This window comes from Burkholderia anthinoferrum, from assembly GCF_002925705.1.
Classification (GTDB): Bacteria; Pseudomonadota; Gammaproteobacteria; order Burkholderiales; family Burkholderiaceae; genus Burkholderia; species Burkholderia semiarida.
Map to the genome: position 1 here is coordinate 321,873 of NZ_LFZP01000041.1, position 23,675 is coordinate 345,547.

25 protein-coding genes are annotated in these 23,675 nt (G+C 66.3%); 6 read left to right on the forward strand and 19 right to left on the reverse strand.

From position 1 onward, the window contains the following. The first annotated feature begins 7 nt into the window (after window positions 1-7). Genes C5F75_RS14855 through C5F75_RS14870 form a run of 4 tightly spaced genes read left to right on the forward strand, consistent with a single transcriptional unit; the run spans window position 8 to window position 4,531 of the window. Window positions 8-1,111: a DegT/DnrJ/EryC1/StrS family aminotransferase gene (locus tag C5F75_RS14855; protein ID WP_099316124.1), complete on the forward strand. Its 1,104-nt coding sequence runs from the start codon at window positions 8-10 to the stop codon at window positions 1,109-1,111. Continuing rightward, entirely contained in the window at window positions 1,111-2,145 is a 1,035-nt protein-coding gene (locus C5F75_RS14860; RefSeq protein ID WP_104012387.1) for a glycosyltransferase family 4 protein, read from the forward strand. The genes C5F75_RS14855 and C5F75_RS14860 overlap by 1 nt, the downstream gene beginning before the upstream one ends. After that, window positions 2,142-3,179: a glycosyltransferase family 4 protein gene (locus tag C5F75_RS14865; protein ID WP_104012388.1), complete on the forward strand. Its 1,038-nt coding sequence runs from the start codon at window positions 2,142-2,144 to the stop codon at window positions 3,177-3,179. The genes C5F75_RS14860 and C5F75_RS14865 overlap by 4 nt, the downstream gene beginning before the upstream one ends. Continuing rightward, window positions 3,176-4,531 (forward strand): glycosyltransferase, encoded by a 1,356-nt coding sequence (locus C5F75_RS14870; protein WP_099316121.1) that lies wholly within the window; start codon window positions 3,176-3,178, stop codon window positions 4,529-4,531. Before C5F75_RS14865 ends, C5F75_RS14870 begins: the two co-directional genes overlap by 4 nt. Before the next feature lie 155 nt (window positions 4,532-4,686). On the opposite strand, the gene C5F75_RS14875 is transcribed toward C5F75_RS14870, so the two are convergent. Beyond that, entirely contained in the window at window positions 4,687-5,436 is a 750-nt protein-coding gene (locus C5F75_RS14875) for an ABC transporter ATP-binding protein (protein WP_059641972.1), read from the reverse strand. 10 nt (window positions 5,437-5,446) lie between these two features. Continuing rightward, window positions 5,447-6,229 carry an ABC transporter permease gene (locus tag C5F75_RS14880; protein WP_059574206.1) on the reverse strand — a complete coding sequence of 261 codons (783 nt, stop codon included), beginning with the start codon at window positions 6,227-6,229 and terminating at the stop codon, window positions 5,447-5,449. Between the two features lie 484 nt (window positions 6,230-6,713). Between C5F75_RS14880 and C5F75_RS14885 the strand changes: the two genes are divergently transcribed. After that, window positions 6,714-7,553: a symmetrical bis(5'-nucleosyl)-tetraphosphatase gene (locus C5F75_RS14885; RefSeq protein ID WP_104012389.1), complete on the forward strand. Its 840-nt coding sequence runs from the start codon at window positions 6,714-6,716 to the stop codon at window positions 7,551-7,553. 42 nt (window positions 7,554-7,595) lie between these two features. On the opposite strand, the gene C5F75_RS14890 is transcribed toward C5F75_RS14885, so the two are convergent. The 8 genes from C5F75_RS14890 to C5F75_RS14925 form a co-directional block, all read right to left on the reverse strand. Next, window positions 7,596-8,453, reverse strand: coding sequence for a lysophospholipid acyltransferase family protein (locus C5F75_RS14890; RefSeq protein ID WP_104012390.1), 858 nt, complete (start codon window positions 8,451-8,453; stop codon window positions 7,596-7,598). Between the two features lie 19 nt (window positions 8,454-8,472). Continuing rightward, complete coding sequence (locus C5F75_RS14895; protein ID WP_104012391.1) at window positions 8,473-9,750, reverse strand: dihydroorotase; 1,278 nt, start codon at window positions 9,748-9,750, stop codon at window positions 8,473-8,475. A 61-nt stretch (window positions 9,751-9,811) separates the two neighbouring features. Beyond that, window positions 9,812-10,843, reverse strand: a complete 1,032-nt coding sequence (locus C5F75_RS14900; protein WP_006476735.1) for an aspartate carbamoyltransferase catalytic subunit — start codon at window positions 10,841-10,843, stop codon at window positions 9,812-9,814. 73 nt (window positions 10,844-10,916) lie between these two features. Then, complete coding sequence (pyrR, locus tag C5F75_RS14905) at window positions 10,917-11,429, reverse strand: bifunctional pyr operon transcriptional regulator/uracil phosphoribosyltransferase PyrR (RefSeq protein ID WP_104012392.1); 513 nt, start codon at window positions 11,427-11,429, stop codon at window positions 10,917-10,919. Next, complete coding sequence (gene ruvX / locus C5F75_RS14910; RefSeq protein ID WP_060011442.1) at window positions 11,416-11,865, reverse strand: Holliday junction resolvase RuvX; 450 nt, start codon at window positions 11,863-11,865, stop codon at window positions 11,416-11,418. The genes pyrR and ruvX overlap by 14 nt, the downstream gene beginning before the upstream one ends. Further along, the gene (locus tag C5F75_RS14915; protein ID WP_006491354.1) at window positions 11,862-12,440 is read right to left on the reverse strand and encodes a YqgE/AlgH family protein; all 579 of its coding nucleotides are present in this window, start codon (window positions 12,438-12,440) and stop codon (window positions 11,862-11,864) included. The genes ruvX and C5F75_RS14915 overlap by 4 nt, the downstream gene beginning before the upstream one ends. A gap of 182 nt (window positions 12,441-12,622) precedes the next feature. After that, window positions 12,623-13,924, reverse strand: coding sequence for a hypothetical protein (locus tag C5F75_RS14920; protein WP_104012393.1), 1,302 nt, complete (start codon window positions 13,922-13,924; stop codon window positions 12,623-12,625). Between the two features lie 102 nt (window positions 13,925-14,026). Continuing rightward, entirely contained in the window at window positions 14,027-14,197 is a 171-nt protein-coding gene (locus C5F75_RS14925; protein WP_004186709.1) for a rubredoxin, read from the reverse strand. A gap of 256 nt (window positions 14,198-14,453) precedes the next feature. On the opposite strand from C5F75_RS14925, the gene C5F75_RS14930 reads away from it, so the two are divergent. Continuing rightward, window positions 14,454-15,320, forward strand: coding sequence for a hydroxymethylpyrimidine/phosphomethylpyrimidine kinase (locus C5F75_RS14930; RefSeq protein WP_059574212.1), 867 nt, complete (start codon window positions 14,454-14,456; stop codon window positions 15,318-15,320). A 146-nt stretch (window positions 15,321-15,466) separates the two neighbouring features. Here the strand turns inward: C5F75_RS14930 and groL are convergent, their stop codons facing one another. The 9 genes from groL to C5F75_RS14975 form a co-directional block, all read right to left on the reverse strand. Then, window positions 15,467-17,107, reverse strand: a complete 1,641-nt coding sequence (gene groL / locus C5F75_RS14935; protein ID WP_006485462.1) for a chaperonin GroEL — start codon at window positions 17,105-17,107, stop codon at window positions 15,467-15,469. A gap of 46 nt (window positions 17,108-17,153) precedes the next feature. Then, window positions 17,154-17,447 (reverse strand): co-chaperone GroES, encoded by a 294-nt coding sequence (groES, locus tag C5F75_RS14940; protein ID WP_011351136.1) that lies wholly within the window; start codon window positions 17,445-17,447, stop codon window positions 17,154-17,156. A gap of 392 nt (window positions 17,448-17,839) precedes the next feature. Next, a complete protein-coding gene (locus tag C5F75_RS14945) occupies window positions 17,840-18,355 on the reverse strand; it encodes an SRPBCC family protein (protein ID WP_104012394.1) in 516 nt (171 codons plus the stop codon). A gap of 44 nt (window positions 18,356-18,399) precedes the next feature. Continuing rightward, the gene (locus tag C5F75_RS14950; RefSeq protein WP_099316115.1) at window positions 18,400-19,032 is read right to left on the reverse strand and encodes a LolA family protein; all 633 of its coding nucleotides are present in this window, start codon (window positions 19,030-19,032) and stop codon (window positions 18,400-18,402) included. After that, window positions 19,029-19,451, reverse strand: a complete 423-nt coding sequence (locus C5F75_RS14955; RefSeq protein ID WP_104012423.1) for a quinol oxidase — start codon at window positions 19,449-19,451, stop codon at window positions 19,029-19,031. The genes C5F75_RS14950 and C5F75_RS14955 overlap by 4 nt, the downstream gene beginning before the upstream one ends. Before the next feature lie 26 nt (window positions 19,452-19,477). Then, window positions 19,478-20,260, reverse strand: a complete 783-nt coding sequence (locus C5F75_RS14960; protein ID WP_104012395.1) for an anti-sigma factor family protein — start codon at window positions 20,258-20,260, stop codon at window positions 19,478-19,480. Beyond that, a complete protein-coding gene (locus C5F75_RS14965; RefSeq protein ID WP_059574216.1) occupies window positions 20,257-20,772 on the reverse strand; it encodes a sigma-70 family RNA polymerase sigma factor in 516 nt (171 codons plus the stop codon). The genes C5F75_RS14960 and C5F75_RS14965 overlap by 4 nt, the downstream gene beginning before the upstream one ends. A gap of 27 nt (window positions 20,773-20,799) precedes the next feature. Continuing rightward, the gene (locus C5F75_RS14970; protein WP_099316113.1) at window positions 20,800-21,159 is read right to left on the reverse strand and encodes a COG4315 family predicted lipoprotein; all 360 of its coding nucleotides are present in this window, start codon (window positions 21,157-21,159) and stop codon (window positions 20,800-20,802) included. A gap of 328 nt (window positions 21,160-21,487) precedes the next feature. Continuing rightward, the gene (locus tag C5F75_RS14975; protein ID WP_104012396.1) at window positions 21,488-23,599 is read right to left on the reverse strand and encodes a beta strand repeat-containing protein; all 2,112 of its coding nucleotides are present in this window, start codon (window positions 23,597-23,599) and stop codon (window positions 21,488-21,490) included. Window positions 23,600-23,675: the final 76 nt, after the last annotated feature.

Genomic DNA, 23,675 nt, shown 5'->3' on the forward strand with positions numbered 1-23,675 from the left:
TATTCATATGCAGCGAATCATGGTAGCTCAGCCGAAGATGGCCGGAAACGAGCGCAAGTACGTTCTCGATTGCCTCGATACGAACTGGATTTCCTCGAACGGAAAATACATTCCGGCGTTCGAAGAGGCATTTGCGAAATTTTGCGGCGTCAAGCACGCGATTGCGGCAAACAACGGTACGACTGCCCTTCACCTCGCGCTGGTCGCTCTCGGCCTGCAGCCCGGTGACGAAGTGATCATCCCGACGGTCACTTATATCGCCACTGCCAACGCCGTTCGCTATTGCGGCGCGACCCCGGTGCTCGTCGACGTTAGCGCCGACACGATGAATATCGATCCAAACGACATCGAACGCAAAATCACCGCTCGGACCAAGGGCATCATTCCCGTCCATTTGTACGGTCACCCGGCCGAAATGGATGCCGTCAACGAGATCGCGAAAAAACATGGCTTGTGGGTCGTCGAGGATGCCGCCGAAGCCCATGGCGCGGAAGTGCGCGGCAAGCGTGTCGGTAGCCTCGGAACCTGCGCGACCTTCAGCTTCTTCGGCAACAAGATCATTACGACCGGCGAAGGCGGCATGGTCACCACCGACGACGACGAGCTTGCAGCGAAATTGCGCCTGTATCGCGGCCAAGGAATGGACCCCACGCGCCGCTACTGGTTCCCCGTCGTGGGCTACAACTATCGGATGACCAACATCCAGGCAGCAATCGGGCTGGCGCAGATGGAAGGCATCGACAATGCGCTCGCCGAGCGCGAACGCCTGGCAGGCTGGTACAACGAAGCCCTGAATGAACTGCGCGACAAGCTCGTCCTGCCGTCCGAAGCTTCTTGGGCCAAGCAGGTGTTCTGGATGTACAACGTGTTCTTGCGCGAAGGCGACGAGCACAAGCGGGATTACGTGATGCGATGCCTCGACGAAATGGCCATCGAAACGCGCCCGGTGTTTTACCCGATGCATGTGCTGCCGCCTTACATGGAGGAGTCGACCTATCCGATCGCTGATCTATGGTCGCAGCGCGGCATCAATCTGCCGACGCATCAGGATTTAACGCGGGCCGACGTGCAACGCATTGCCGACAGCCTGCAGCAGGTTCTTGCCGACTGATGAAGATTGCGCTTGTTTCGTCTTTCGTGCCATTCGTCAATGGCGGCTACAGAAACATCGTCGAGTGGCTTCAGATCATGCTCGAAAGGCAAGGACATCGCGTCGAGCGCGTCTATCTGCCGGAGACAGATGCTCCAGATCTGCTGTTCAAACAGATGATGGCCTATCGGTGGATCGACTTGGACGCAGCTGACCGGATCATCTGTTTCCGGCCGCAAGCGCATCTGATTCCCCATCGGCACAAGATCGTATGGTTTATCCATCACCTGCGCGCATTCTATGATCTGTGGGATTCGCCGTACCGGGGCTTCCCGGATGATCAAAAGCATCTGGGCATGCGCGACGCGCTACGACAGGTCGACGACGTGGGTCTGAGAGAAGCCAAGGCGGTCTTCACGAACAGTCGCGTCGTATCCGAACGCCTGGACAAGTACAACAACGTCCCGAGCGAAATCCTGTACCCGCCGGTATTCGAGCCGGAACGGTTCCATTGCGCGGATTATTCGAACGATATCGTATGTATCTGCCGAATCGAACATCACAAGCGGCAGCACCTGCTGATCGAAGCGATGCAATACGTCACCACGCCCGTCCGGCTGCGCCTTTATGGCAAAAGTGGATCGCAAGGCTACGCAGACGACCTCCGGCGAACCATTTCCGCTCTGGCTCTTGACGAAAAGGTACTGCTGGAAGATCGCTGGATTTCCGAGGAGGAAAAGATCGAGCAACTGGCCCATTGTCTCGCTGCAGCCTATATCCCGGTTGATGAGGATTCGTACGGCTATCCGAGCGTCGAGGCCAGTCACGCCGAGAAGCCTGTCTTGACGGTGTCCGATTCCGGCGGCGTGCTCGAGTTGGTACAAGACAACATCAATGGTTATGTGGCAGATCCCGATCCCAAAGCACTCGCGGAAGCGATGGATCGGCTTTATCTCGATCGAAACAAAACGATTCAAATGGGGAAAGCGGCACCCAAACGCCTGAAGGCGCTCAACATTTCGTGGGAACACGTGCTCCAAAGGTTGCTCGCATGAAGGTGCTCGTCGTCAACAATATGGCCCCGTTCGTCTGGGGTGGTGCGGAAGAGTTGGCTGCGCATCTGCAGCGAAACCTGGTGATTGCCGGCCACGAAGCCGAAGTGCTCCGCATCCCGTTCCGATGGGAACCTGCAACGCGTATTCCGTCGCAGATGCTGATGGTGCGGGCGTTCGAATTGTCGAATGCGGACCACGTCATCGCACTCAAATTTCCGGCGTACCTGATTCGCCACCACCGGAAGTCGCTTTGGCTGCTGCATCAATACCGGCAGGCGTATGACCTGTTCGATGCAGGCCAGACCAATCTCCCGCCCGGCCCGGAAGGTGACGCATTGCGCGAAATGATCCGCAATGCCGATAACGAAAGCTTTGCGGAAAGCCGCCACATCTTCACGAACTCTGCGGTGACTCAACGTCGGCTCAAGCAGTACAACGGCTTCGACGCTGAAGTCCTGCTTCCACCCGTCAATGATCCGGAGATGTTTCCCGGAGGCGAGCCCGGTGGCTACGTATTCGCAGGTGGCCGCGTAAACGACATGAAGCGTCAGTATCTCCTCCTCGAAGCGCTCGCGAAAACCGACCGTGGAGTACGGCTGATCATCGCCGGTCCGCCGGACACGCCGGCCGACGGCACGCGCCTGCATCAACTCGTCGAGCGGCTTGGCCTGTCGGATCGCGTCAAGCTCGACTTGCGTTTCCTGCCGCGCGACGTGTATGCCACTTACATCAACGAGGCCTCGGCCGTGGCCTATCTGCCATTCGACGAAGATTCGCTGGGTTACGTTGCCATGGAAGCCGCGACGGCCGGCAAGGCGCTGATCACGACCGACGATAGCGGCGGTATTCTAGGGCTCGTCAAGCACAACGAGACGGGGTGGGTTGCGCAACCCGAGGCCGCCTCGCTCGCAAGCGTCATGCACGCTGTCGTTCAGAACGCCGCACGAGCACACACTTATGGACAGGCAGCCAAGGCGTTGTGGGAAAGCATGGGCGTGAATTGGCCGCAAACCGTGGAGGCGCTCCTGCAATGAAGCTATTGATCTTCACGCCGACGATCAAACGCTCGGCAATTGGTCGCATGGCGTCGTTGGTTGTTCGTCAGCTCGTTGCGCAAGGTCACGAAGTCAGCGTTGTGCAAACGGAATCGGTCCGGTTTCTGGATCTTCCGACGCACGAATTCAACGCGCCACTTATTGCGTGGAACGAATTCACGAGCGTACAGCAGGCCACTGCGTCGGCGGATATGTGCGTCTACCAGATCGGCAACAGCTACGATTTTCATGAGGGTTGCCTACACTGGATATCGAAGGCGCCGGGTATCGTATGCCTTCACGATTTTTACCTCGGACATCTGTTTTACGGCTGGGCGCAGTCACACCTACCAGAGGCCAATGCCGTCCTGAAGAACTGGTACGGTGAAGCGATTGCCGCGCGCTTCTTCGCCTACACCAACGGCGACGCGTTCATCGACGCCACGTGCGAAGACTCGCCGATGACCGAATGGATCTGCTCGATGGCGCTCGGCGTCGTCACTCACAGTTCGTGGGGATGCGATCGCGTGCTGAAAGCGTGCTCGGGGCCTGTCAGCGTGTCAGCACTCCCTTATGATGCGCCGGCTGCTCAGACCGAACGGCACCCGCATCACAAGGACTGTGGGCGCGTGCAAGTCCTGACCATCGGGCACGTCAATTCGAACAAGCGTGTCGAAAGCGTTATCACGGCGATTGGCGCGAGTGCAACGCTCCGAAACAACATCACTTACAAGCTCGTGGGCCATGTTCAGCCAGAGATAGTGCTGTCGCTGTCTCGTATGGCCAGAAGCCACGGTGTGAATCTGGTGATCGTCGGAGAAGTCGATGATGCTGTGCTCGCGCAAACGATCGCCGAGAGCGACGTCGTCAGTTGCTTGCGCTGGCCGACGCTCGAAGCAGCATCTGCGTCCGCGATCGAGGCAATGCTCTATGGAAAAGCCGTCATCTGTACCGATGCCGGCTTCTATTCTGAGATTCCCGACGAGTACGTGCTGAAGGTATCGGTCAAGAATGAAATTAACGACATTTCGTCCAGCTTGACCGCCTTGATCCGCGATCGGGAAAAAATCAGGACAATTGGCAAAAAAGCGCAGCTTTGGGCCACCGATACCTTCTCGGCAGCCGCCTACGCGCGGTCGCTAGCGGACATGACGCGGCGCGCGCTCGCCGCGAAACCGGTCATCGACGCATGCCATTCGATCTCGGAAATTGCGGGGCGCTGGTCAGCGACGATTGCGAATCCGCTACGCGAAGAAGATCTGGCGACACTGGAGATTTTCAGCGGACGCAGATCGGCGGAGGTCGCACCTGCATGGAGCGTGCCGCAAGCCAACGGTTTGCAACTCACCTGAACTGTCGTTGCGGGTTCGCGCCCGCAACGAACGATACATCCCGGTTTATCCGCCCAGCGGTTGATTTATGCATCCTGGCTCGCCATTAAAGCATGCGAGCCTGCATGGACATCCTGCCCGCGCGCAGGATGGCCCATGACCCGGCATGCGCTAAGTCACGCCGTCGTCGCCTCATACTCCGACACGACTTCTTCCGTCGGCCCGAAAGCGCGTACACGACCACGCTCCATCCAAAGCACCTTGTTGCATACCTTGCGGATTTCGGAGTTCGAGTGCATCGCCAGCACGACGATTTCGGCCCGGCTATGAAGATCGGCCAATCGCGCTTCCGCCTTGTGCATGAACGACGCATCACCGACGCCCATCACTTCGTCGAGCAACAGGATTTCGGCATCGACTGCAGTGGACACTGCAAACGCGAGCCGCACCTTCATCCCGCTGGAATACGTACGAATCGGCAGGTCCAGATAATCGCCGAGTTCACAGAACTCAGCGATTTCGCGCTGCTTCTCCCGAATCTCCGCATCTGACATGCCGAGCAACAGCCCTCTGAGCCGAATGTTCTGCATGCCGGTCGAGTTCTCGTCCATGCCGAGGCCGATATCGAGGAGCGGCACCACGCTTCCTTCACGCAACAACTGGCCAGACGATGGCGGATAGATGCCCGCCATCGCGCGAAGCAATGTCGATTTCCCCGCCCCGTTGTGTCCGATCAGCCCAACGCGGTCGCCACGCTCAAAACGGAAACTCACTTCGTCCAGCGCACGCACGACGATCACACCGTCGTTGCCCTCGGCGATCCTGTTGCGGCGCCCCATGTTGAGCACCTGCTTCTTGAGCGAACGCCCTTGCACGTCGAAGATCGGCAAATCGAGCGTTACGCTCTGTAATTCGATAAACGCCATATCGTTTCTCTCAGACCCAGTACGGAATACGCTTCAGATAACGTCCGGTCATCAACAGGGCGACAGGCCATCCAATCGCTGCCATTCCGACCGTGATCGCCCAGGTCAATTCACTGGGCATCTGTCCGATAAGCGGGCCACGCACGAGGTCGATCAGATACGCGAGCGGATTCCACTCGACAATGAAAGAGAAGCGATTAAGCGCATCGGGGCGGAAAATGATCGGCGTCACATAGAACGCGACCTGAAGCAATGCGCTCACGATCTGCGGCAGATCGCGAAAGCGCGCCGACAGCAGCCCCACCACCATCGCGATCCATGTGGCGTTCAGCACGTACACCAGCAACGCCGGAATGAATACTGGCAACGTCTCCCAACTTTTCACGCCGTAGATCGCCAGCAGCGCGATGACGATCACGAAGTTGTGGGTAAGGACGATCAAGTTTCGCCACACGACCTGCAGGATATAGATCAGTTTCGGCGTGGCCATTTGCCGGATATAGGGCGCGCTGTTGATGTACGCGACGCTGCCTTCCACGATCGTCGTCGAGAATAAACCCCACAGCACGATGCTGGCAGCAAGAAACGGCAGGTATTCGTTGATTTTCTGGCCGAACAACGTGCCGTAAACGACACCTAACGACGAAATCATCACACCCATACTGATCGTGAGCCAGAACGGCCCCAGGCGCGAACGCGCATAGCGTTGCCGAATTTCGAGCCAGCCGAGCAAGGTCCACAACCGCCACGCCGTGATGCTTTTCTTTAGGTCCGCAAGTGAAAGGGTCAGCATGCAAGCTTTCAAAAATGAAGGAATAGGGGCGTCAGACAGAATTGTCGACTATGTCAGCGCGCCCTGGCACGTTATCGAGTCGATGCCTGGCCCACTACGACAGCAGTCAAATGGGGCAGGCATGACCACGAATCGGATCATTTGGCGTCCCTGCGAGTACAAAACAAGCACGCCGCGAACGTTGCCATGCCGCAGATCGCAAGGGGGAACAACCATCCGAGCCGCCTCAGGCCCGGCATTTTACCCGGTCGCCATGCCCGCCAGAGTCATCTGATGGTAATTTTCGCGCGGGAACGGCAAATTATATGAAGCCGCCGGATGCAAAAGCCACGTTGCTAACAACTTGAAACAGCGACGCCGACCCGTGCTTGGTGGCCAAAGCGCGGGCATGGTGAAGTTATTAGTGTCGGATGAAATTTTTCGCGTAGCCTCCGGGAACGAACTTTTGCTACCGTATGCTCGACTCCCGAACACCCACGAACCCATGCCCCATCCCCCCATCGCCATCGGCGACATCCAAGGCTGCCATTCCGCTTTCCAGTCGCTGCTCGCCAAGCTCTCAGCCCCCGCCGACATCCCGCTCTGGATCGCCGGCGACGTCGTCAACCGCGGCCCGGGCTCCCTCGCCGCGCTGCGCGCGGTCGTCGATCTCGGCCCGCGCGCGACCGTGGTACTCGGCAACCACGACCTCCACCTGCTCGCAGTCTCCGCCGGCCTGCGCACCGAACGCCCCGGCGACACGATCGGCGAGATCCTCGACGCCCCCGACGCCGAAGCCCTGCTCGATTGGGTCCGCCACCGCCCGTTCGTGCATGTCGAAGACGGAAAGCTGCTCGTCCACGCCGGCATGCTGCCTCAATGGGACGCCACGCTCGCACTCGAACTCGCCGACGAGCTCCAGCGCGCACTCCGCGCCCCCGACTGGCGCGACACGCTGCAAGGCCTGTACGGCAACGAACCCAACCAATGGAACCCGAACCTGAAAAAACGTGACCGCATGCGCGTCGCATTCAACGCGTTCACGCGCCTGCGCTTCTGCACGCCCGACGGCGCGATGGAATTCAAGGCGAATGGCGGCCCCGACAGCGCGCCGCCCGGCTACCTGCCGTGGTTCGACGTGCCGGGCCGCCGCACCGCGGACGTGACGGTCGTGTTCGGGCACTGGGCCGCGCTCGGCCTGATGCTGCGCGACAACGTCGTCGCGCTCGATTCGGGATGCGTATGGGGAAACCAGTTGTCGGCCGTACGGCTGACGGCCGATCCAGCGCAGCGCACGGTCACGCAGGTGCAGTGCGAAGCGTGCCGCTCGCCGGGCGGCGAGTAACCGCACGCTGATTCGCCCGACCCGGCCGGGCCGGGCAGCGCGTCAGCCCTCGCGCCCCGGCACGGGCGCGTCCGCTGCCGCCTCGCCCGCCGCACCGGCGCCGAGCTCGGTCGCCGGATACGCATGCTTCTGCAACTCGGCGAGCGACTCGGCCGTCGGCTTGCCAACCTTCTCCTGCATCGCCGCAAGCGCGGCCGCGATCGCATCGCGCGCCGCCGCGGACGTCGCGCGGCGATCGCCGCCCGGCGCGATCGGTTCGCACACGTACAGATGCGCGACGAGCGGGCCGCCGCGCAGCACCATGTCGAGCGACTTGCCGAGCGACAGGTCGCCCGTGTAGGCCGGCGCGACCGACTGCCGCCCGTGCGCGTCCTCGTACATCAGGCAGATCGGCTGCACCGCGCAGCCGGCCGATACCGCGGCCTGGAACAGGTTCGCATGGAACGGCAGCAGATCCTGTCCGTCGGACGTCGTCCCTTCCGGAAACACGCACATCACGCCGCCGTTGCGCAGGCGTTCGGCCATCTCGTGCATGATCCGCATCGCCTCGGTGCGCTTCTCGCGCTGCAGGAACACGGTGTCGAGCTTCTCGGCGAGCCAGCCGACGACCGGCCACTGCCGCACCTCGGCCTTCGACACGAACGGCGTCGGCCGCCACGCGTTGACCGCGTAGATGTCGAGCCACGACACGTGGTTGCCCACGACGAGCGCGCTCGCGTCGAGCCGCGCGCCGTCGTTGTGGACGACGAGGCGCATCCCGCAGATGCGCAGCATCTTGAGCGACCAGCGGCGCGTCAACTCGGCGCGGTGCGCGGGTGTGACGTGCGAAAAACGCAGCGCGACGATCACCATGCCGCGCAACAGGTGAAAGACGAGACGCAGCTTGCGAAAGGCGATCATGGCGAAGGTCCGGCGTGGTTCAGTGGCGCTCGAACGCGACCTGCCCGCCCACGAGCGTCGCGCGCACGGTGGCCGGCAGTTCGTAGCCGAGGAACGGCGAGTTGTGGCCCTGGCTCTTCAGCGCACGCGGCTCGACGCGCCAGTGCGCGCGCGGGTCGAACACGCACAGGTCCGCCGCGCCGCCTTCGGCGAGGCGCCCCGCCGGCAGTTGCAGCACGTCGGCCGGCGCGGCCGTGATGCGGCGCAGCGCGTGCGCGAGCGGCGTGCGCGTCTCGTCCGCCCACTTCAGCGTGAGCGACAGCAGCAGCTCGAGCCCCGTCGCGCCCGGCGTCGCTTCGGCGAACGGCAGCAGCTTCTCGTCGTCGTCGACCGGCGTGTGATCGGAGCAGATCGCGTCGATCGTGCCGTCGGCAAGCGCCGCGCGGATCGCTTCGCGGTCGCGCTCGCCGCGCAGCGGCGGATCGAGCCGGAACTGCGAATCGAAGTAGCCGATGTCGACGTCGATCAGGTGGACGTGGTTCACGCCGACGTCGCAGGTCACGGGCAGCCCTTCCGCCTTCGCCGCGCGCACGAGCGCGAGGCCGGCCGCCGACGACAGCCGCGCGAGGTGCACGCGCGCGCCCGTCACGCGCATCAGCTCGAAAATGGTGTGCAGCGCGATCGTCTCGGCCGCGACCGGCACGCCGGACAGCCCGAGCCGCGACGCGAGCGCGCCGCTCGCGGCCACGCCGCCGCGGCCGATGAACGCGTCGAGCGGACGCAGCCACGTCGTGTAGCCATAGGTGCTCGCGTATTGCAGCGCGCGCAGCAGCACCTGCGTGTCGCGCACCGGCACGTTCGCATGCGTGAAGCCGACGCAGCCGGATTCGGTCAGCGCGACCATCTCGGTGATCACTTCGCCCTTGAGGCCGACGGTCAGCGCGCCGAGCGGATGCACGTTCGCCTGCCGCAGGTTGCGCGCGCGGAACTTGAGCATCTCGACGAGGCCCGGCTCGTCGAGCACCGGGTCGGTGTCCGGCGGGCACACGAGCGTCGTGACGCCGCCCGCGACGGCCGCGGCCATCTCGGACGCGAGCGTCGCCTTGTGTTCGTAGCCGGGCTCGCGCAGTCGCGCGCACAGGTCGACTAGGCCGGGCGCGACGATCAGGCCCGATGCGTCGATCGTCTTGTCCGCGTTGAAACCGGCCGGCGCGCCGCCAAGCGCGGCGATCTTGCCGTCCGCGACGAATACGTCGGCCTGCCGTTCGGTGCCGGCGACCGGGTCGATCAGCGTGCCGCCTTTGATATGAATCTTCATGCGCTGTCTGTGAATGCGTTGATTGCGTTGAATGCCTGAACGAGGATGCGCGAAAGCGGGCTCAGTCGCTGTTGCCGGCGACGATGCCCATCACCGCCATCCGCACGGCGATGCCGAACGTGACCTGGTTGAGGATCACCGACTGCGGGCCGTCGGCGACCTGCGAATCGATCTCGACGCCGCGGTTCATCGGCCCCGGGTGCATCACGATCGCGTCGGGCGCGGCGAGCGCGAGGCGCTCGGGCGTCAGGCCCCACGTCTTGAAGTACTCCTGCGCGGACGGCAGCAGCGCGCCGCTCATCCGTTCGTTCTGCAGGCGCAGCATGATGATCACGTCGACGCCCTTCAGCCCTTCGTCGAGGTTGTGGAACACCTTCACGCCCATCTGTTCGAGGCCGCCCGGCAGCAGCGTGCGTGGGCCGATCGCGCGCACTTCGGGCACGCCGAGCGTGGTGAGTGCGTGGATGTCGGAGCGCGCGACGCGCGAATGCAGGATGTCGCCGACGATCGCCACGCGCAGCTTCGTGAAGTCGCGCTTGTAGTGGCGGATCGTGTACATGTCGAGCAGGCCTTGCGTCGGATGCGCGTGGCGGCCGTCGCCGGCGTTGATCACGTGCACGTGCGGCGCGCAGTGCTCGGCGATCAGGTACGGCGCGCCGCTCGACGCGTGGCGTACGACGAACAGGTCGGCATGCATCGCCGACAGGTTGTTGATCGTGTCGAGCAGCGATTCGCCCTTGCTCGTGGACGACGCGTTGATGTTCAGGTTCAGCACGTCGGCCGACAGGCGCGTCGCGGCGATCTCGAAGGTCGTGCGGGTGCGCGTCGAGTTCTCGAAGAACAGGTTGAACACGGACTTGCCGCGCAAGAGCGGCACCTTCTTCACTTCACGATCCGTCACGCTGACGAACTGCTCGGCCGTATCGAGGATGTGATTGACGATCGAGCGCGGCAGGCCCTCGATCGACAGCAGATGCTTCAGCTCGCCGTTTTTCGTGAGCTGCGGGTTGCCCTTCAGGAAACCGTAGCGAAACCGGTCGGGGCTCGCGGCCGCCGCGGGATTGCCGGTGCGGCCAGTGGTGTCGGTGGTCATGGTGTGCGTGATTCCAACTATGCAAACGGGCCGCGGTGCAAACCAGCGGCCCGGGATACGGTTCGCGTGTGGTTCAGGCGCCGTGCGACTCGACGCGCAGCGTGAACCGCGCATCGTCACGCGCGAGCACGAGCGTCGCGCCGGCCGGCACGTCGAGCGTGCCGCCCGCGAAGCGTGCGGCGACCGGCAGCTCGCGGCCGCCGCGATCGGCGAGCACCGCGAGCTCGACCGCGGCCGGACGGCCGTAGTCGAACAGCTCGTTGAGCGCCGCGCGCACGGTGCGCCCGGTGTACAGCACGTCGTCGACGAGCACGATGCGCGCGCCGTCGATCTCGAACGGCAGCGACGTCGGGCTGGCCTGGCTGTGCAGCCCCTTCTTCGCGTAGTCGTCGCGGTGCAGCGCGACGTTGACGACGCCGAACGCCGGTGCGCCGAGATCGCGCGCGAGGCGCTCGGCGAGCCACGCGCCGCCGCTGTGAATGCCGGCGAGCCGCGGGCCGCCCGGTTCGGCGAACGCCGTGCCGTACGCGGCGCGGACCTGGTCGAGCAGGACGCGGTAAAGCGCCTCGGCGTCAATGATGCTCATGGTCGGACAATTGATCGAGATACTGTTGAAGAATGACGCGCGCGGCCTCGGCATCGAGCATGTCGGTGCGGGCGCGGCCGCGCACGTTGCGCTCGCGCAGCCCGGCCTCGGCCTCGACCGACGAATAGCGCTCGTCGACCCACGTGACGGGCAGCCCGAAGCGGCCGTTCAACTGGTTGCCGAAGCGCTTCGCCTGCTGCGTCATGTCGTGCGGCGTGCCGTCCGGATGCATCGGCAGGCCCACGACGAGCGCGTCCGGCCGCCATTCGGCCAGCAGGTCGCCGACCGCCTTGAAGCGGTGTTCGCGGTTCAGGTTCTGGATCACGACGAGCGCACGCGCCGAGCGCGTCAGCGCGTTGCCGATCGCGACGCCGATCCGTTTTTCGCCGTAGTCGAACGCCAGGAGCGTCGCATCGCGCGCGCCCGCGCCACTCATGCGTGCCCTGCTTCGCCGGACAGCATCGACGAGCTCACGCCGAGCAGGCCGAGCGCGGCTTCGAAGCGCTCCTCGGCCGGCGTGTCGAACACGATGCGCGGATCGGCGGCGACGGTCAGCCAGCCGTTGCGGGAAATTTCTTCCTCGAGCTGGCCGGCGCCCCAGCCCGCATGGCCGAGCGTCAGCAGGAAGCGTTTCGGGCCGGTGCCCGTTGCGACCGCCTCGAGCACGTCCTTCGACGTCGTCATCTCGAGCCCGCCGTCGACGGACATCGACGAGTTGTAGCTCGCGCCCTCGACCGGCTCGTGCAGCACGAAGCCGCGCTCGGTCTGGACCGGGCCGCCGAAGTACACGGGAATGTGCAGCAACGGCTCGATGTCGAGCTTCAGGTCGATGCGGTTGAACAGCGACTCGAGGTCGATGTCGGTGGGACGATTGATGACGAGGCCGAGCGCACCGCGCTCGCTGTGATCGCAAAGATAGACCACCGTCCCCGAGAACGTCGGATCGGCCATGTTCGGCATGGCGATCAGGAACTGGTTGGTGAGATTGATGCGATCGGAAGGCTTTGACATGGTTTGAATTTTAGCAAAGACGCCGCGACCTGACCGGGCCGCGATCAACAAGCAACGCCGCGCCGCGCTGGCAACGGCGCGCGCGGATCACACGGCACTCTAACACGCGCGCGGGCGCTGTCGGCAGCGTGTTGCAGGCCCGCCCGGCGAGGCCCGCCGTCGCGTGTCCGTCCCCTTGTTCGTCAGCTCCGGCCGAGCGCCGCGCCGAGCGCTTCGGACGCCGCCGTGAGATCCGGCGGCGCGACGCCGGCCGCGATCTTCAGGAGCGCCGCGCGCAGCATGTCGGACGCATGGCGGTGCGCATCGAGGCCGCCGTCGGCGAGCGGCACGCCGTGCGCCGCACGGCGCCACGCCAGGCCGAGCGTATCGGCCAGCAGCGCCGCGTGGCCGAGCCCGAGCGCGCACGCGGCCGTGCCGACCCGGTAGGCGGCGCCGGACGCGTGCCATGCGGCGCCGGCGTCGGCGATGGCCGGATTGGCCGCCAGATCGGCCATCGACGCATCGGCGGTCTGCAGGAAATCCTCGTAGGCATGCGCATTGACGGTCACGACGCCGAGCGCACGAGTGGGGGCGGCGGCGACCGCATCGTGCTCGGCCCGCGCGGCATCGGCCTCCCACAGCGCCTCCGATGCGGGCGTGCCGGCGACGTGCCAGTCGACCGTCAACCCGTAGTCGTGCAGCACGTCGACGAGCGCGACATCCTCGGCCGCGGCGCCGAACAGCGCGAAATCGCGCCACAGCAGCGCCACCGTCTCGCGCACCAGGTCGGGCGGCGCGCTGCGCCGGCCCTGCGCGTGTTCGCCGAGCAGCAGGTTGGTCCGCGCGAGAAAGCGCTTGAGCTCGGGCGCGCCGCTTGCCCGCAGCGCGCGCACGCACGCGGCCGCGAGCCGCCAGAAGTCGTACGGTGCGTCGTCGGTGAGCGCGGCGAGCAGCGCGTCGAGTTCGTCGAGCGCCGCGCCCGGCGCACCGTGTTCGGCACGCAGCACGCCGAGCAGCGCCTGCTCGTAGCGGGCGCGAATCCGGGGCGCGACGGTATCGGGCAGCGCGCGCAGCGTGGCGGGCGGCACCGCGCGGCCGACCAGCGCCAGCGCATCGAGCGGCACGCTCGCGCGCAGGTCGGCAGCACTTTGCGCGCGCAACGCCCGGAAATGCTCGAAGAGAACGGGCGAGCACGCAAGCTCGCGCAGATTGTGGCGCCCGACGGCCGCACGAAAATCGCGCAGCGCCGCACGCCAGCCGGCCGACGTCGGCTCGGTGGCAACGAGCGGCACCGCGGCCGACAGTTGCCCGGCGAAGCGCGCGGCCGGCAGCCAGCCGGCTTCCGCCAGTACGGCCGCGGCAGCGGCAAGCGGCGCCGCGGCGTCGTCGCGCCGCTCGAACGCGTCGGCGGCCGCCGCCAGCCACGCGTCGGCCGCGCGCACGGCGCCGCCGCGCGGGTTGGGCAATGCGTCAGGGTGGGGAACGTTCGCCGGATCGGACGTCATGGACACGCGCGCCTGTCATCGTCAAGTCGCTCGCGCGTGCCACGGCGCGAGCGCCGGGCCGGTGCGAGGCCTGAGCGGAGTGCTCGTGGGCCAGCGGTCCGGTCAGATCTGGACCATCTCGAAGTCTTCCTTGCGGGCGCCGCATTCAGGGCACGTCCAGTTGATCGGGACGTCTTCCCAGCGCGTGCCCGGGGCAATGCCCTCTTCCGGCAGCCCGGCTTCTTCGTCGTAAATCCAGCCACAAATCAGGCACATCCAGCTCTTGTATTCCATCTTAAGCCGCGTCGGGGAAAAGTCGGTAAATTCGGGAGCCATGATGGTACCGTGTCGGGGCCGGACTGCCTAGCAATCGCGCTGGAGGACGGCAACTACGTTGCGCCGCGCTAAAAAATCCGTCGTACCGGCCGGATTCCACCGCATAATGGTTGAAAAGTGCGGCCTGCCGGGCAACACGGGGCCGAACAAAGCCCATTCGCCTCGCCGTCCGCATGTCCGTCGCTTGTCCGTTTTTCTCTTGCCCCATTTTTACATGTCCAGCAACGCCCCTCCGATCGTCCTCACCTTCGGCCTGTCCGATCCCACCGGCGGCTCCGGCCTCCAAGCCGATCTGATGACCCTGGCGAGCATGGGCTGTCACGGCGTGTCCGTCCTGACCGGCTATACCGTGCGCGACTCGGCCGCCTGCGACGAGGTGACCGGCCTCGACCCCGACGTCGTCGCCGCGCAGGCGCGCATGCTGCTCGAAGACATGCCGGTCGCCGCGTTCAAGATCGGCGCGGCCACGCGCGCGGAAGTCGTCAGTGCGATCGCCGAAGTCGTCGCCGACTACGACGGCGTGCCGCTCGTGCTCGCGCCCGATTTCACGCTCGACGACGAACACGTGCTCGCGGCCGACGACCTGCGCGAATCGATCGCCGATCTGCTGGCGCCGCAAACCACGCTGCTGGTCGCCGACCACGCGACGCTGATCGCGCTCGCGCAGCCGGACGGCGATGCCGAGGCGCCGAATCTCGACGCGGCCGTGTCGCACCTGCTTTCGCAGGGCTGCGAATACATCCTGTCGTCGGAAACGGGTTCGCACCGGCTCGTCAACACGCTGTACGGCGAGGAAGGCCAGCTTCGCGAAGACATGTGGGATCGCTCGCCGCACCGGCTGATGGGCATCACCGATACGCTCGGCGCGGCCATCGCGGCGTTGCTCGCGAACGGCCAGGAGCCGCCCGAAGCCGTGCGCGAGGCGCAGGAATATCTGTACCAGGCCGTGCGCGACGCGTTCCGGCCCGGCATGGGTGCGTACCTGCCCGACCGGTTCTTCTGGGCGCGCAGCAACGACGAGTCGGACACGCCGCCGGCCGTGAAGGCCGATTCGGCGCCGAGGACGTCGCATCGGCATTGAGCGGCGACGCGGCCGGCAGATCCCGCCGCCGCGAACGGCGCGCCGAATTCCACGTGCAAATAAAAAAGACCCGCATCGCTGCGGGTCTTTTCTTTTGGCTGGAACGCGCATCGCTGCGCGCTCCGGACACCGTCGACCGAAGTCGATTACATGTCCATGCCCATGCCGCCCATGCCGCCCGGCATGCCGCCCGGCATCGGTGCGTCTTCCTTCGGCAGTTCCGCGACAGCAGCGTCCGTCGTCAGCAGCAGGCCTGCGACCGAAGCTGCGTTCTGCAGCGCGGTGCGCGTGACCTTGGTCGGGTCGACGACGCCGGCTTCAACCATGTCGACGTACTCGCCCGTTGCTGCGTTGTAGCCGTAGTTGCCCTTGCCTGCAGCAACTGCCGCCACCACGACGCTGGCTTCTTCGCCACCGTTCGTGACGATCTGGCGCAGCGGCTCTTCCATCGCGCGCAGCACGATCTTGATGCCGGCGTTCTGGTCGGCGTTCGCGCCGGTCAGGCCTGCGATCGCGGTGCGTGCGCGGATCAGCGCAACGCCGCCGCCTGCCACGATGCCTTCTTCCACAGCTGCGCGGGTAGCGTGCAGTGCGTCTTCGACACGTGCCTTCTTTTCCTTCATTTCGACTTCGGTCGCAGCACCGACCTTGATCACTGCCACGCCGCCTGCCAGCTTGGCCACGCGCTCTTGCAGCTTTTCACGGTCGTAGTCCGACGTCGCTTCTTCGATCTGCGCGCGCACTTGCTTCACGCGTGCTTCGATGCTTGCAGCTTCGCCTGCGCCGTCGATGATCGTCGTGTTTTCCTTGCCCACTTCGATGCGCTTCGCCTGGCCCAGTTCTGCCAGCGTTGCCTTCTCGAGCGTCAGGCCGGTTTCTTCCGCGATGACTTGACCGCCGGTCAGGATCGCGATGTCTTCCAGCATCGCCTTGCGACGATCGCCGAAGCCCGGCGCCTTGACCGCAACGGTCTTCAGGATGCCGCGGATGTTGTTGACGACCAGCGTGGCCAGTGCCTCGCCTTCGACGTCTTCTGCGATGATCAGCAGCGGACGGCCAGCCTTCGCGACTTGCTCGAGCACCGGCAGCAGATCGCGGATGTTCGACACCTTCTTGTCGTGCAGCAGCACGAACGGGTTGTCGAGGACGGCGACTTGCTTGTCCGGGTTGTTGATGAAGTACGGCGACAGGTAGCCGCGGTCGAATTGCATGCCTTCGACGACGTCCAGCTCGTCGGCGAGCGACTTGCCGTCTTCGACGGTGATGACGCCTTCCTTGCCGACCTTGTCCATCGCTTCAGCGATGCGATCGCCGATCGACGAATCGCTGTTCGCCGAGATCGAGCCGACCTGGGCGATTTCCTTGTTGGTCGTGCACGGCTTGCTGATCTTCTTCAGCTCTTCGACAGCCGCTGCGACTGCCTTGTCGATGCCGCGCTTCAGGTCCATCGGGTTCATGCCCGATGCGACGTACTTCATGCCTTCGCGGACGATCGATTGCGCGAGGACGGTTGCCGTCGTCGTGCCGTCGCCTGCGTTGTCGCTGGTCTTGGAAGCGACTTCCTTGACCATCTGCGCGCCCATGTTCTGGAGCTTGTCCTTCAGCTCGATTTCCTTCGCGACCGACACACCGTCCTTGGTGACCGTCGGGCCGCCGAAGCTGCGCTCGAGCACGACGTTGCGGCCCTTCGGACCCAGCGTGACCTTGACTGCGTTGGCGAGAATGTTCACGCCTTCGACCATCTTCGAACGGGCGGAATCGCCGAATACGACGTCTTTAGCTGCCATCTTCTAACTCCTTGAATTCTTGGGAATATGTACCGTCGGAGGACGCTTACTTGGCGTTGACCACGGCCATGATGTCTTCTTCGCGCATGACCAGCAGTTCGTTGCCGTCGACCTTCACGGTCTGGCCTGCGTACTTGCCGAACAGAACACGATCGCCGACCTTCACGTCGAGCGCGATCGGGGCGCCCTTGTCGTCGCGCTTGCCCGGGCCGACGGCCAGGACTTCGCCCTGATCCGGCTTTTCAGCAGCGGCGTCGGGGATCACGATGCCCGAGGCGGTCTTGGTTTCCTGATCCAGGCGCTTGACGATCACGCGATCGTGCAAAGGACGAAGGTTCATATTCACTCCTCTCTTGACTGAGATTGAAGAACGCTTAGGGAACTGCCCGGCTCATCGCCCGGCAGAGAATTGTTAGCACTCTCGTGCAGCGAGTGCTAATTATATGGACGGGTTTTGACAAATTCAAGAAGGGAAACCGGAGGAATTTTCGAGGCGGCGACGCGGCGGGAAAACGGCTGAAGACAACGAAAAACCCTTTCAAAACAAAGCCATGACGATCGAAAGCGACCCGACGGGCGGGCTCGCGAGGCCCGCGAATCCCATCCAGCCCCGTTTGGACACCGGGTAAGCCCGGAGTTCCCGAGGCCGCCGACATCGCATCGAAAAAAACGTGCGGGCGCCCATTTCATCCGCCGCGGCACGTTCGTTCGCCCGCGTCGCCGGGCCGATCCTCACGCGTCGGCGCAATCCGCGCCCGACAGCGGCCGGAAGGTCCGGCCGTCCGTCTCGACGGTCGCGCCCAGCCGCCGCGCGAGCCCCTTCGCGCCTTCGCGCATCACGACGTCGTGATTCCATCGGAACAGCGGCCGCGCGAGCGGCTCGAGCCAGTGCATCCAGCGCAGGTGCGTACGAATGTGCCAGTCGTAGCGCACGACGGTGCGCGCGCCATCGGCGGCGAACGACCAGCGGCCGTCGCCCTCGATCGCGCCGCTCGCATGGCCTTCCAGCGCATGCGGCCGCTCGACGCGACGCACGCGCATGTCGAAGGTCAGCCGGTACGGCAGCGCGCCCTTCCATGTATACCGGTGCAGCGCGCCGACGCCGCGCGCGTCGCCCGGTTCGAGCTCGACGGTGCGCACGGCGCCCTTCCACCAGTCGGGCCAGCGGTCGACCTGGTAGATCGCGTCCCAGACCGCCGCGAGCGGCGCATCCACCCGCCAGGTCGTCGAGAACCGGTACTCCGCCATGCAGCCTCCAGCATTGCGCGTCAGGAACGCGGATCGGCGCGCCGTCAGGGCGCGAAGAAACGCTCGGGAAACGCGACGTCGATCTCCACGTCGTCGAGCGTCACGGTTTCGAGCGGCACATCGTCGTCGCCGGCGTAGCTGACCACCTTCAGCGGAAAACCGTCGTCGGTGTCGAGCCACAACCGGTAGCGATGCACGCCGTCGATCGCATGCGCGGGCGCGCCCGTGACCAGCACGCGCAGCGCGCGCCGGCCGCCGGTGGTTTCCTCGCCTTCGGTCACCGTCGCGCCGCCCTGCTGCAGCGCATGCACGTTGCGCAGCAGTTCGCCGACGTCCGAACGGTCGACCCGGTGGCCGCTGCGGTCGCGCACGAGCGGATTGGACGGCGACAGCGTCAGCGCGGGCGGCGCATGCGTGCCGAACGGGCGCAGCCGCACCTTGCCGTCGCCGGGATCGTACGCGAGCACCGCGCCGCGATGCGGCGACACGAAATCCATCCGGACGAAGCCCGGTTTCAGGTACGCGTAACGGATTTCGGTGTGCTCGCCGTCGCGCGCCGACGAGCGGATCGTCGCGCGGTACGAGCGGACGTGGTCGAAATGCGCCTGCGCGACGGTCACGGGATCGGCGGTCATGCTCGCTCCTATCAGGCTCGCGGCCAGCAACGCGGCGATCACGGCGCCGCCTCGACGTCGAGCACGCCTTCCATCCCGCGCTCGCGATGGCTGCTGAAAAACAGCAACCGGTGCGTGCAATAGTAGGCGAATCGACCCGGCTGCTGCGGCGTGAAACGGAACGTCCTCGGCGTCGTGCCGAGTTCGGTATGCACTGCGATGCCCGCCTGCGGCGGCGCGTCGATCTCGAAGCTGTGCGGTACCACGCCGGGCTCGGCCGACACGGTCAGCTCCACCGGCAGGTTCGCGCGGACGATCACGTGATTCGGCCGGAAAAAATAGCTGCCGCCGACGATCGTCACACGCTGTACGCCGTTGGCATCGACCGGCACTCGCACGGGCGCATTTCCCTGCGCTCGCGCAAGCATCGTGCCCGCGAGGCACGCCGCCAGCACGAGCTCCTTCATCATCGTCGTCTTCATCGCCTGCTCCCCGCGGGCGCCGCGCGTCATCCCTTCCACGCATCGGCCGGCCCGCCCAGCGCTGCGCATGCGTCGCTCGCCAGCTCGCGCAGACGCCGTTCGTCGCCACGGCCGGACAGCGCATAACCCATGCCGCGATCCGACCAGAAATACGTGTAGCGGCCGTCCGCCGACAGCGCCTGCGGCGCGAGGCGCCGCGCATCGTAGGCGGTCATGTACAGCGTCACGCGCGCGCCGTCCGCGCGCTGGTACATCAGCTGTGCGGCCGGCCCCGCATCGCCGGGCAGCAACCGGCCGCCCAGCAGCGCGTAACCGTATTCGTCGAGCGACGGTGCGCGCACCGGCCGGCCGACGCGCGCCGACAGCCATGCGGCGAAACGCGCGGGGTCGGCCGCACCGACTTCCACCGGATGCTCGCGGTCGGCCGCGTACACCGCGTACGCGGCATCGGCGCGCGCGGCGAACGCCGGCTCGCGGCCGAACGCCGCCCAGCCCGCATGCAGCGCGAACCCGATCAGCAGCCCGGCCGCCAGCCCCGCGCACGCGTGCACGGCGGCGCGCCAGCGCGACGCGCGGCGCTGCACGAACAATGCGGGCGCGGCGCCCGGCAACGGAAACAACGCCTTCAGCGCATCGCGCTGCGCACGGTAATGCGCGAATCGTTCGGCTTCCCGCGGATCGGACTGCAGGCGCTCGAGCATCTCGCGCCGCTCGTGCCCGGACAGTTCGCCATCGAGCAACGCGGACAGCAGTTGCGCCGACGCGTCGTCGTCCTGCCGGTTCGAAGGCTTGCGCGGATCGTCCATCATGGCTTCCCGATCACCCGTAACGTGGCCGTGCCGTGCGCCGCCGGCGCGTCGGTCAGCAACGCGCGCATCTGCGCGCGCGCCCGCGCGAGCCGCGACATCACCGTGCCCACCGGCACGCCGAGCACCTGCGCGGCATCGCGATAGCTGAGCTCCTCGAGCGCGACCAGCAGCAGCACCTCGCGCTGCTCGACCGGCAGCCGATACAGCGCGCGCTGCACGTCGCGCAGCTCCAGCCCGCCGACTTCGCCGGCGGGCGCCGCCATCGTCTGCCACGGCGCCGTCGCGTCGTCCACGGCGATCTCGTGCCGCGCGCGCAACTGGTCGATGAAGCGGTGCCGCAGCAGCGTCAGCAGCCACGCGCGCAGGTTGCCGCCGTCGCGCGGCGGCCGGTTCAGCGCACGCTCGAGCGTGTCCTGTACGAGATCGTCGGCCCACGCGCGCTCGCCCGTCAGCGCACGCGCATAGCGCGTGAGATGCGGCAACCACACCAGCAGGTCCGATTCATAGCTCATCGGGGCGCCTCGCGCGTCGCCGCGCGGTCACGGCCGCGCGACGTGCCACATGCCGCCGATCCCGTCGCCGCCGGCGTCGCCAGCCTTGCGGTCCATCTTCCAGCGATACAGCGGACGGCCGCGGTACGCCCATTGCTTAGTGCCGTCGTCGCGGGCGACGACGCTCAGCGCACCCGACGGCTTGTCGTATGCGTCGGCGAGCGCGGGCGGCCAGTTGGCCGCGCACGCGCCGTCGCACATGCTCTTGCCCGGCGCATCGCGGTCGAACACGTACAGCGTCATGTGCGCTTCGTCGACCAGTTTCCCGTCGCCGGCCTGGGGCGGTTCCGCGGCCGCCGGCCGCACGATCGCCGCCGTCAGCGCGGCAGCGAAGAGCATCCGTTTCATTCCCGTTCTCCTTGGCGTCGTGTCGCGACACGATGCGGCCAGACGGGACGATCGGCTTCGTCGCGATCATTATCCCGCCGGCCGGCGGTGCCGGAACTCGGTATGTAAACGGACGGCGACGGCCTGTTATTCCATGCGGCGCCGCGACCGGCAGCCGCGATCGTTCATGTGACGAAAGAGCGCGGGAAGCCCGAAATGACAACGCGGCATGACATCGCTGTCATGCCGCGTTGGGCGACCGGTACTGCATCGCCGGTATTGCACGGCCCGTATTGCGCGACCGTCTCGCCCGACGGCCGATGCAGCGCCGTCGGGCGGTTTCGGCCGGTTACCTCGGCAGTGCGCCGGTCAGCGACTGGAGCAGCGTCGTCACCGGTGCGAGCGGGTTGTTCGGCGAGCTGTTGCCCGAATGCGGCGTCACCGACAGACTCGGCGCGGAACCGAGCGCCGTACCCACCGACGTGCCGACCGCATTGACGACCGTCGCGGTCGAATTGGCCCCCACCGTCAGCAGCGAACCGACCGCGCCGGCCGTGCCGCCGGCCGCGTTCGCGCCCGAGCCGAGCAGGCTGCCGCCTGCCGCTGCCGTCGAACCGGCCGCGCCCGACAGCGCGCCGGCAGCCTGGCCGAGCGCCGCCGGACCGGACGCGAGTGCGCCCGTCACCGAACCGAGCGCACCGGTCAGGGCGCCCGCCGGGTTGCCGCCGCCCGTCAGGCCGCTCACGAGGCTCGTGATCGGCGCGATCGGGTTGTTGCCGGCAGCGCCGGACAGCGTGCCGACCACCTGATTCACGACGCCTTGCACCGGCGCCAGCGGGTTGGCGCCGCCGAGGTTGCCGAGGGCGCCCGTCACCGAGTTCAGCGCGCCCGTCAGTGCACCGGCCGGATTGCCGCTGCCGAGCGCGCCCACGACCTGGTTCACGACACCCTGGACCGGCGCCAGCGGGTTCGTGCCGCCCAGCGCGCCGAGCGCGCCCGCTGCCGAGCCGACCGCGTTGCCGAGTGCGCCGGTGGCCGTCCCGACCGCGTTGCTCAGCGTGCCGGCCGGATTGCTGCCGCCGAGTGTGCCGACGACCTGGTTCACGACGCCTTGCACCGGCGCCAGCGGGTTCGCGCCGCCGAGGTTGCCGAGCGCGCCCGTCACCGAGCCGAGGGCGCCGGTCAGCGCGCCGGCCGGGTTGCCGCCCGGCAATGCGTTCTGCAGACCGTTGACGACGTTCGTGATCGGCGTGATCGGGCTGCCGCCGCCTGCACCCGACAGCGTGCCGACGACCTGGTTCACGACGCCCTGCACCGGCGCCAGCGGGTTCGCACCGCTGAGCGCGCCCGTCACGGTGTTCAGCGCGTTCGTCAGCGCACCGGCAGGATCGCCGCTGCCGAGCGTGCCGGCAAGTTGCGTGACGGCGCCTTGCACCGGCGCGAGCGGGCTCCCTGCGCCGCCGACGTTGCCGAGCGTGCCGGTGATCGTGTTGACCGCGTTGCTCAATGCGCCGGCCGGGTTGCCGCTGCCTAGCGCGCCGGTGACCTGGTTCACGACGTTCTGGATCGGGGTAATCGGGTTCGCGCCGCCGCCGAGGTTGCCCAGTGTGCCGGTTACGGTGCCGAGGGCGCCGGTCAATGCGCCGGCAGGGTTGCCGCCGCCAACGCCGCCCAGTGCGCCCGTCACTGTGCCCAGGGCACCGGTCAACGCGCCTGCAGGGTTGCCGCCGCCAACGCCGCCCAGTGCACCGGTTACCGTGCCCAGGGCGCCCGTCAATGCGCCGGCCGGGTTGCCGCCGCCAACGCCGCCCAGTGCGCCCGTCACCGTACCCACGGCACCGCTCAGCGCACCTGCCGGGTTACCGCCACCGAGCGCGCCCGTCACCTGATTCACCACATCCTGCACCGGCGCCAGCGGATTCGTGCCGCCGCCGACACCGCCCAGCGCACCCGTTGCCGTGCCGAGCGCGTTGCTCAGCGTGCCGGTTGCCGTGTTCAGCGCGCCGGTCAGTGCGCCGGCCGGGTTGCCGCCACCGATGCCGCCGAGTGCGCCCGTCACCGTACCCACGGCACCGCTCAGCGCACCTGCCGGGTTGCCGCCACCGAGCGCGCCCGTCACCTGATTCACCACACCCTGCACCGGCGCCAGCGGATTCGTGCCGCCGCCGACATTACCCAGTGCCCCCGTCACCGCCCCCACGGCGCCCGACAGCACTTGCCCCGGCTCGCCGAGCGACGTCTGGACCGTGCCCGACCCGCCTGCCGTCACGGTGACCGAACCCAGCGGCGACGTCCCCGTCGCGCCCAACCCGACGGACACGCTGTTCGTCGGCGGATTGACGATCACTTGCGGGATCGGCAGCGAATCGAGCGCCGCGGCCATCGCGGACCCCGAAGCCAGCACCCCGAACACCGTCGCGACCGACAGCGCCACACCCGTCAATTTAAAATTCTGTCCCATCGTTATTTTCCCCATCTCGGTTGGCACTACGTTGACAAAGCATGGGGACGGATTGCACGAAGCGTGCCAATACAAA

What these genes read in the sequence shown, in the direction of transcription:
- C5F75_RS14915 (WP_006491354.1), bottom strand. Translation starts at nt 12,440, where the DNA reads ATGTCAAAGCCTTCCGATCGCATCAATCTCACCAACCAGTTCCTGATC.
- C5F75_RS14920 (WP_104012393.1), bottom strand. Translation starts at nt 13,924, where the DNA reads ATGACGTCCGATCCGGCGAACGTTCCCCACCCTGACGCATTGCCCAAC.
- C5F75_RS14970 (WP_099316113.1), bottom strand. Translation starts at nt 21,159, where the DNA reads ATGAAACGGATGCTCTTCGCTGCCGCGCTGACGGCGGCGATCGTGCGG.
- C5F75_RS14885 (WP_104012389.1), top strand. Translation starts at nt 6,714, where the DNA reads ATGCCCCATCCCCCCATCGCCATCGGCGACATCCAAGGCTGCCATTCC.
- C5F75_RS14975 (WP_104012396.1), bottom strand. Translation starts at nt 23,599, where the DNA reads ATGGGACAGAATTTTAAATTGACGGGTGTGGCGCTGTCGGTCGCGACG.
- C5F75_RS14955 (WP_104012423.1), bottom strand. Translation starts at nt 19,451, where the DNA reads ATGAAGACGACGATGATGAAGGAGCTCGTGCTGGCGGCGTGCCTCGCG.
- C5F75_RS14870 (WP_099316121.1), top strand. Translation starts at nt 3,176, where the DNA reads ATGAAGCTATTGATCTTCACGCCGACGATCAAACGCTCGGCAATTGGT.
- groL (WP_006485462.1), bottom strand. Translation starts at nt 17,107, where the DNA reads ATGGCAGCTAAAGACGTCGTATTCGGCGATTCCGCCCGTTCGAAGATG.
- ruvX (WP_060011442.1), bottom strand. Translation starts at nt 11,865, where the DNA reads ATGAGTGGCGCGGGCGCGCGCGATGCGACGCTCCTGGCGTTCGACTAC.
- C5F75_RS14965 (WP_059574216.1), bottom strand. Translation starts at nt 20,772, where the DNA reads ATGAGCTATGAATCGGACCTGCTGGTGTGGTTGCCGCATCTCACGCGC.
- C5F75_RS14900 (WP_006476735.1), bottom strand. Translation starts at nt 10,843, where the DNA reads ATGACCACCGACACCACTGGCCGCACCGGCAATCCCGCGGCGGCCGCG.
- C5F75_RS14925 (WP_004186709.1), bottom strand. Translation starts at nt 14,197, where the DNA reads ATGGAATACAAGAGCTGGATGTGCCTGATTTGTGGCTGGATTTACGAC.
- C5F75_RS14860 (WP_104012387.1), top strand. Translation starts at nt 1,111, where the DNA reads ATGAAGATTGCGCTTGTTTCGTCTTTCGTGCCATTCGTCAATGGCGGC.
- C5F75_RS14895 (WP_104012391.1), bottom strand. Translation starts at nt 9,750, where the DNA reads ATGAAGATTCATATCAAAGGCGGCACGCTGATCGACCCGGTCGCCGGC.
- C5F75_RS14865 (WP_104012388.1), top strand. Translation starts at nt 2,142, where the DNA reads ATGAAGGTGCTCGTCGTCAACAATATGGCCCCGTTCGTCTGGGGTGGT.
- C5F75_RS14880 (WP_059574206.1), bottom strand. Translation starts at nt 6,229, where the DNA reads ATGCTGACCCTTTCACTTGCGGACCTAAAGAAAAGCATCACGGCGTGG.
- C5F75_RS14875 (WP_059641972.1), bottom strand. Translation starts at nt 5,436, where the DNA reads ATGGCGTTTATCGAATTACAGAGCGTAACGCTCGATTTGCCGATCTTC.
- C5F75_RS14960 (WP_104012395.1), bottom strand. Translation starts at nt 20,260, where the DNA reads ATGATGGACGATCCGCGCAAGCCTTCGAACCGGCAGGACGACGACGCG.
- C5F75_RS14855 (WP_099316124.1), top strand. Translation starts at nt 8, where the DNA reads ATGCAGCGAATCATGGTAGCTCAGCCGAAGATGGCCGGAAACGAGCGC.
- C5F75_RS14890 (WP_104012390.1), bottom strand. Translation starts at nt 8,453, where the DNA reads ATGATCGCCTTTCGCAAGCTGCGTCTCGTCTTTCACCTGTTGCGCGGC.
- C5F75_RS14930 (WP_059574212.1), top strand. Translation starts at nt 14,454, where the DNA reads ATGTCCAGCAACGCCCCTCCGATCGTCCTCACCTTCGGCCTGTCCGAT.
- C5F75_RS14945 (WP_104012394.1), bottom strand. Translation starts at nt 18,355, where the DNA reads ATGGCGGAGTACCGGTTCTCGACGACCTGGCGGGTGGATGCGCCGCTC.
- groES (WP_011351136.1), bottom strand. Translation starts at nt 17,447, where the DNA reads ATGAACCTTCGTCCTTTGCACGATCGCGTGATCGTCAAGCGCCTGGAT.
- pyrR (WP_104012392.1), bottom strand. Translation starts at nt 11,429, where the DNA reads ATGAGCATCATTGACGCCGAGGCGCTTTACCGCGTCCTGCTCGACCAG.